The following is a 5,180-nucleotide window of genomic DNA, read 5'->3' on the forward strand; positions in this document are numbered from 1 at the left end:
AAAACAAGAACATAAGAGTCAAGGAGAAACCGCATCACCGTCGCGCCATGCGGCGGCTATCCTGGACGAGGATTGAAGGGATCAACCATGACGACCGAAGCCGACCTGCCAGGGATCCTCGTCGTCACCGGCATCATGGCGGCGGGCAAGTCAACCGTGGCCCAGGCGCTGGCCGAAAGGCTGCCGCGGGCGGTGCATCTGCGCGGCGACGTGTTCCGGCGCATGATCGTCTCCGGCCGGGTCGAGGTGACGCCCGACCTGCCGGCCGAGGCGACGCGCCAGCTCGACCTGCGCTATGAGCTGTCGGCGACGGTGGCCGGGCGCTATGCCGACTCCGGCTTCGCCGTGGTCTGGCAGGACGTGATCCTCGGCCCCGCCCTGGCGCGGGTCGCCCGCCTGCTGCGCGGCCGATCCTTCGGCATCGTCGTGCTGTGCCCGTCGCCCGAGGCCGTTGCCGCGCGGGAGGCAGGGCGGCCGAAGACCGGGTACGGGGCCTGGACGCCGGCCGATCTGGACCGCGGCATGCGCGCCGACACGCCGCGGCTCGGCCTCTGGCTCGACAGCTCGGGGCTGACGGTGGGCGAGACGGTCGACGCGATCCTGGCGCGCATCGCCGAAACCCGGGCCGGGCTGCCGTGAGCGCCGCGGGCCCGGACAGGCTTATCGGCACGGCGCGGGCGCTGCTGGATGGCCTGGACCGGCCGAAGCTGCGTCCGTTCCTGGCCGATTGGCCGGTGCCCGATGCCGCCCGGAGAAGTGTCGAGCCGCGGCCGCTGCCGGTCCTCCGCTGGCTCGACCGGCTCGCGACAGACACCGCCGGGGAGACCCGCCCGCTGGTCGATGGCATCGTCGCGGCGGCGGCGGAGCTCGCCTGGGGCCAGACCTATGCGGCCGCGGATTTCGGCGAGCGCTTCCTCGAGCGCTATGGCTGGAGCGAGCTGATCGGCCTGCGCGGTCCGATCGCCGGCGACCGCCTGGCCTGCGGCGTGCTGCTGCTGGGTCCCGACCTCGAATACCCGGCGCACAGCCATGCGGCGGAGGAGATCTACCTGCCGCTGGCCGGCACGGCCCTGTGGCTGCGCGGCGAGGAAGGCTGGCGGCCGCGTCGGCCGAGCGAGCTGATCCACCACCCGTCCGGCATCGCCCATGCGATGCGCACGGGCGGGCAGCCGCTGCTGGCGCTGTATCTCTGGCGCGGCGGCGATCTGGCGCAGAAATCGACGATCCTCGGCGCCGCCGGCGGCCGGAAGGAAGGAGGCTCCCATGACCACACATGAGCAGTTCCTGGCCCGGGCGATCGAGCTGGCGCGGCGCAATGTCGAGGAGCGGGGCGGCCGGCCCTTCGGCGCCGTGCTGGTGCGGGATGGCGCGGTGATCGCCACCGGCGTCAACGAGATGGGCGCCAGCGGCGACCCGACGGCGCATGCCGAGCTGCAGGCGATCCGCGCCGCCGCCCGGGCGCTCGGCGCGCTGCGGCTCGACGGCTGCACCGTCTATGCCAGCGGCCATCCCTGCCCGATGTGCCTCGCCGCCATGACCATGACCGGGGTCACGGCGGTCTATTACGCTCATTCCAACGAGGAGGGCGCGCCCTACGGCCTGTCCACCGCCGGGGTCTATGCCGAGCTGGCCAGGCCGCCGGCCGATCAGGCCATGACCATCCGGCACCTGCCGGTGCGGGTGGGCGGGCTCGACCTCTACGGGCTGTGGCGCGACCGTCAAAAGGTTTGACCGGCCGCGCCGGGCGGCTCAGCGCGACCGGACCTGCTTCATGACGATGTCGACGGCGCGGCCAGCGCCCTGGGTCAGCACCGGGTGGCGGGTGTCGGTTGTGAACAGCAGCGTGCCGGCCCGCTCGACCTTGGCCGAGACGGCATAGCTGTGGCGCTGGTCGATCTGCGCCGGGTCATAGGTCAGGGTGAAGGCGGCCGGCACGCGGACCGGGGCGATGCGCTGCTCGGCGATCACGGTCGACGGCGCGTCGGCCAGCGAGACGTCGACCAGCTGCACGATCAGCTCCGCATCCGCCGGCAGGGCGATGCGCTCGCGATAGGTGGCGGTGCCGGTCACGGTCGCGCTCGCGGCGGGGGCGGGCGTCGGCGCGGCAGGCTCTGCCGTCGGGCCGCAGGCGGCGAGAGCCATGGCGACGGCCAGGACGGCGATGCAGGATCGGCGGTTCATCGGACACCCCTTGCAGGCCGTGGCGGCCGCTGTTTTGCCGATGACAACGCTCCACGGCCCGTTCGGTTGCACCCGGCGGCCACCGCTCAGTCGCGGAAGTTCAGATACTGCAGCGGCTGCTCGATCTTCAGGCCGCGGACCAGGGCGATGGTGGCCTGCAGGTCGTCGATCTTCTTGCCGGTGACCCGCAGCTCGTCGCCCTGGATCGCGGCCTGCACCTTCTGCTTGCCGTCCTTGATGGCCTTGATGATGGTCTTGGCCAGGTCGCGGTCGATGCCCTGCTTCACCACCACCTCCTGGCGCACCATGTTGCCCGAGGCCTTCTCCGGTGTCTTGAAGTCGAGCGCGCCGGCGTCGAGCTTGCGCCGGGCGAAATAGCCGCGCAGCAGCTCGTGCATCTGCTTCAGCTTCAGGTCGTCATCGGCCAGGATCGTCAGCGTGTTGTCGCTGCGTTCGATCGTGCACTTCGATCCCTTGAAGTCGAAGCGCTGCGCCACCTCGCGGGTGACGCCGGCGACGGCGTTGTCGACTTCGGTGAGGTCGGTCTTGGAGACGATGTCGAAGGAGGGCATGGCATTTCGCGGATCTGCGGGACCAGATCGGCGAGTCTAGCCGATTCCGCGGCGGATGGGAGCCTCCGTGGCCGCGGCGGGGCCATTGGCCGCTGCCGGCGCGCCGAAGGGCGCCAGCCGGGCGCCGTGCCGCCGCAGCGCCTCGGGAAACTCCGGCCCGGCGAAGTAGCGGAACTCGACCGCGCGCATGGTGGTGACGGGGTCGAGGGCGGCGAGCCGGGCATCGACCAGGCCGGGATGGCACATGATCACCGCCCGGTCCGGCGCGGTCTCCAGCCAGCGCTCGAACAGCACGCCGTAGCCGCGGTCGACGAAGTCGTAGATGCCGCAGAAGCTGTCGTTCCGCCGCCTGGCGGCGTCGGCGAGCACGGCGTCCGAGCGCAGGCTGAGCGCCTGCAGGAACAGGGCCTTCGCGGTGAAGGGGCGTCGCAGGATCCGTCGCGGCCGGTCGCCGCAGCGCCGGATCCAGCGCGGCCGTAGCCCGGCGGAGCGCAGGGTCAGCGCCAGGGTCTCGGCGACGCCGGGCAGCAGGTGGACGTGCTGGTGGCCGTCGATGAAGTCCGGCGCGCGGCCGAAGGCGTCGACGAAGGCGGCGTGCTGCGCCTCGATCTCGGCCGACAGGGCGCCGGACGGCAGCCGCCGCGTGAAGCTCAGCCGGATCAGCGTGCCGAGGCTCGGGAACCGGCTCCAGCCCGCATCGATGCGCAGCTGCGGCGACAGTGGGGCGAAGGGGCCGGTGAGGCACAGATGCAGGCCGATCTCGGCCGGTCCGGCAGGCAGCTCGCGCAGCAGGCCGGCCGCCTCGGGCCAGCAGGGTCCGACGGTCAGGCAGCTGGTGCCGGACAGGCGGCCCTCGGCCAGCAGCTGGTGGATCGCCAGCGACACGCCGGGGGCGAGGCCGTAATCATCGGCGACCAGCGTGATACGCCTGGAGGACATGGCTCATCTCTTCCACGCGGTCGCGCCGCAGATGCTCGGCGACGACATAGAGGGGGCGGTCCTTCACCTCGTCCAGGATCTGGCCGAGATACTCGCCGAGGATGCCGAGATTGATCAGCAGCACGCCGCCGATCAGCACCAGGATGGCGATCACTCCGGGCACGCCGGGCAGGGCGACGCCGTCGACCAGGCAGACGATGGTGATCCACAGCCCGTAGACGAAGGCGGTCAGGGCCATGGCGAAGCCGAGCAGCGTCGAGATCCGGAGCGGCATCCGGCTGAAGGAGGTGACGCCGTTCAGCGACAGCAGCAGCAGCTTCCAGAACGACCATTTCGTCGTGCCGCCGATCCGCTCCGCCGGTTGATAGTCGATCCGGCGCTGCTGGAAACCGACCCAGACCGACAGGCCCTTGAAGAAGCGGCCGCGCTCGCGCAGGCCCCGCAGCGCCTCGGCGGCTCGGGCGGAGATCAGGCGGAAATCGGCCGCGTCCGGCGTGATGCGGAAGGCGTTGCCGGAGTTCATCAGCCCGTAGAAGGACTTGACCAGCAGGCGGTAGACCGGGCCTTCCTGCCGCCGGCCGTGCACGGCGTAGACGATGTCGTCGCCGTCGACCAGCCAGTGGCGGACGAAGGTGTCGATCAGCTCCGGCGGGTGCTGGCCGTCGGAATCCATGAACACCACCGCGTCGCCCATGGCGGCGTCGAGGCCGGCGGTCAGCGCCGCCTCCTTGCCGAAGTTGCGGCTGAGGCGGATCAGCTCGACCCGCGCCCGGCCGTCGGGCAGGGCGGCGATGACCTCGGCGCTGCCGTCCCGGCTGCCGTCGTCGACATAGATCACCTCGACCGCGAGGCCGTGGGCCGTGTCGAGCCGGACGGCCAGGTCCTCCAGCTGCCGGTGCAGCGCGGCGACCGAATCCGCCTCGTTGTACAGCGGCACGACGATCGACAGGCGGCGCGGAGTGGTCGGAAGGGTGTGGTTCATCGCGGCCCTCACGGGGCAGGGCAGGTGATGGCAGGGGAGGCACGGCCGGGAAGCACGGCGAGCCAGACGGTGCGGCTTGCGAGGGGCGTCCCGAGCGCCGTCCGCGCCGGCCAGGCATAGGCGATGATGTCGCGCGGGCACAGGCCGGCGATCGGCTGGTCCGGCCGAGGCTCGCGCCGGGAGGCGTAGACGGCGCCGTCGTGCAGAAGCCGTTCGGGATCGACCCAGGGCGACAGCGCCGTGTCTGCATCCTCGAAGACCTGCGGCCGCGCGGTGCCGTAGAGGGAGATGGTGCCGGCCTCCGGGATGGTGCCGATCACGGTCTCGGGCACGCCCGGCTGGCTCCTCCGCCACAGCGCTTCCGCCGCCGCGGACAGGGCCGGGCCGTCCAGGTTCATGATGTTCGGCGCGCCGGACAAGCCGGGCTTGACCAGCATCAGCACGGCGAAGGCGACCATGAAGGCCGGCGCCGCGGTGAGGGCGAAGGCGCGCAGGCGCCCCGCGGC

8 protein-coding genes are annotated in these 5,180 nt (G+C 71.8%); 3 read left to right on the top strand and 5 right to left on the bottom strand.

The genetic code is table 11. The annotated features are described in order from the left end of the window. The first annotated feature begins 87 nt into the window (after nucleotides 1-87). From P409_RS26140 to P409_RS26150, 3 genes are read left to right on the top strand one after another with little or no spacing between them, the layout of a single operon-like run. A complete protein-coding gene (locus P409_RS26140; protein WP_034845330.1) occupies nucleotides 88-639 on the top strand; it encodes an AAA family ATPase in 552 nt (183 codons plus the stop codon). Then, nucleotides 636-1,277: a dimethylsulfonioproprionate lyase family protein gene (locus P409_RS26145; protein ID WP_052121408.1), complete on the top strand. Its 642-nt coding sequence runs from the start codon at nucleotides 636-638 to the stop codon at nucleotides 1,275-1,277. The genes P409_RS26140 and P409_RS26145 overlap by 4 nt, the downstream gene beginning before the upstream one ends. Beyond that, on the top strand, nucleotides 1,264-1,731 hold the full coding sequence (locus tag P409_RS26150) for a nucleoside deaminase (protein WP_034845332.1): 468 nt from the start codon (nucleotides 1,264-1,266) through the stop codon (nucleotides 1,729-1,731). The genes P409_RS26145 and P409_RS26150 overlap by 14 nt, the downstream gene beginning before the upstream one ends. 18 nt (nucleotides 1,732-1,749) lie before the next feature. On the opposite strand, the gene P409_RS26155 is transcribed toward P409_RS26150, so the two are convergent. The 5 genes from P409_RS26155 to P409_RS39255 all read right to left on the bottom strand — a co-directional run. Beyond that, nucleotides 1,750-2,181 carry a YbaY family lipoprotein gene (locus tag P409_RS26155; RefSeq protein WP_034845333.1) on the bottom strand — a complete coding sequence of 144 codons (432 nt, stop codon included), beginning with the start codon at nucleotides 2,179-2,181 and terminating at the stop codon, nucleotides 1,750-1,752. A gap of 86 nt (nucleotides 2,182-2,267) precedes the next feature. Beyond that, nucleotides 2,268-2,753 (bottom strand): YajQ family cyclic di-GMP-binding protein, encoded by a 486-nt coding sequence (locus tag P409_RS26160; protein WP_034845334.1) that lies wholly within the window; start codon nucleotides 2,751-2,753, stop codon nucleotides 2,268-2,270. A 36-nt stretch (nucleotides 2,754-2,789) separates the two neighbouring features. Then, nucleotides 2,790-3,692 carry a ChbG/HpnK family deacetylase gene (locus tag P409_RS26165; RefSeq protein WP_052121409.1) on the bottom strand — a complete coding sequence of 301 codons (903 nt, stop codon included), beginning with the start codon at nucleotides 3,690-3,692 and terminating at the stop codon, nucleotides 2,790-2,792. After that, nucleotides 3,658-4,674 (bottom strand): glycosyltransferase family 2 protein, encoded by a 1,017-nt coding sequence (locus P409_RS26170; protein WP_052121410.1) that lies wholly within the window; start codon nucleotides 4,672-4,674, stop codon nucleotides 3,658-3,660. The genes P409_RS26165 and P409_RS26170 overlap by 35 nt, the downstream gene beginning before the upstream one ends. 8 nt (nucleotides 4,675-4,682) lie before the next feature. Continuing rightward, the coding region (locus P409_RS39255; RefSeq protein WP_034845335.1) for a hypothetical protein at nucleotides 4,683-5,180 on the bottom strand (498 nt) is incomplete at its 5' end.

It is taken from the genome of Inquilinus limosus MP06, from assembly GCF_000767795.1.
GTDB classification, from domain to species: domain Bacteria; phylum Pseudomonadota; class Alphaproteobacteria; order DSM-16000; family Inquilinaceae; genus Inquilinus; species Inquilinus limosus_E.

Excerpts from the sequence above, each read along its gene's own strand:
- P409_RS26140 (WP_034845330.1), top strand. The coding sequence starts at position 88 with ATGACGACCGAAGCCGACCTGCCAGGGATCCTCGTCGTCACCGGCATC.
- P409_RS26150 (WP_034845332.1), top strand. The coding sequence starts at position 1,264 with ATGACCACACATGAGCAGTTCCTGGCCCGGGCGATCGAGCTGGCGCGG.
- P409_RS26155 (WP_034845333.1), bottom strand. The coding sequence starts at position 2,181 with ATGAACCGCCGATCCTGCATCGCCGTCCTGGCCGTCGCCATGGCTCTC.
- P409_RS26160 (WP_034845334.1), bottom strand. The coding sequence starts at position 2,753 with ATGCCCTCCTTCGACATCGTCTCCAAGACCGACCTCACCGAAGTCGAC.
- P409_RS26165 (WP_052121409.1), bottom strand. The coding sequence starts at position 3,692 with ATGTCCTCCAGGCGTATCACGCTGGTCGCCGATGATTACGGCCTCGCC.
- P409_RS26170 (WP_052121410.1), bottom strand. The coding sequence starts at position 4,674 with ATGAACCACACCCTTCCGACCACTCCGCGCCGCCTGTCGATCGTCGTG.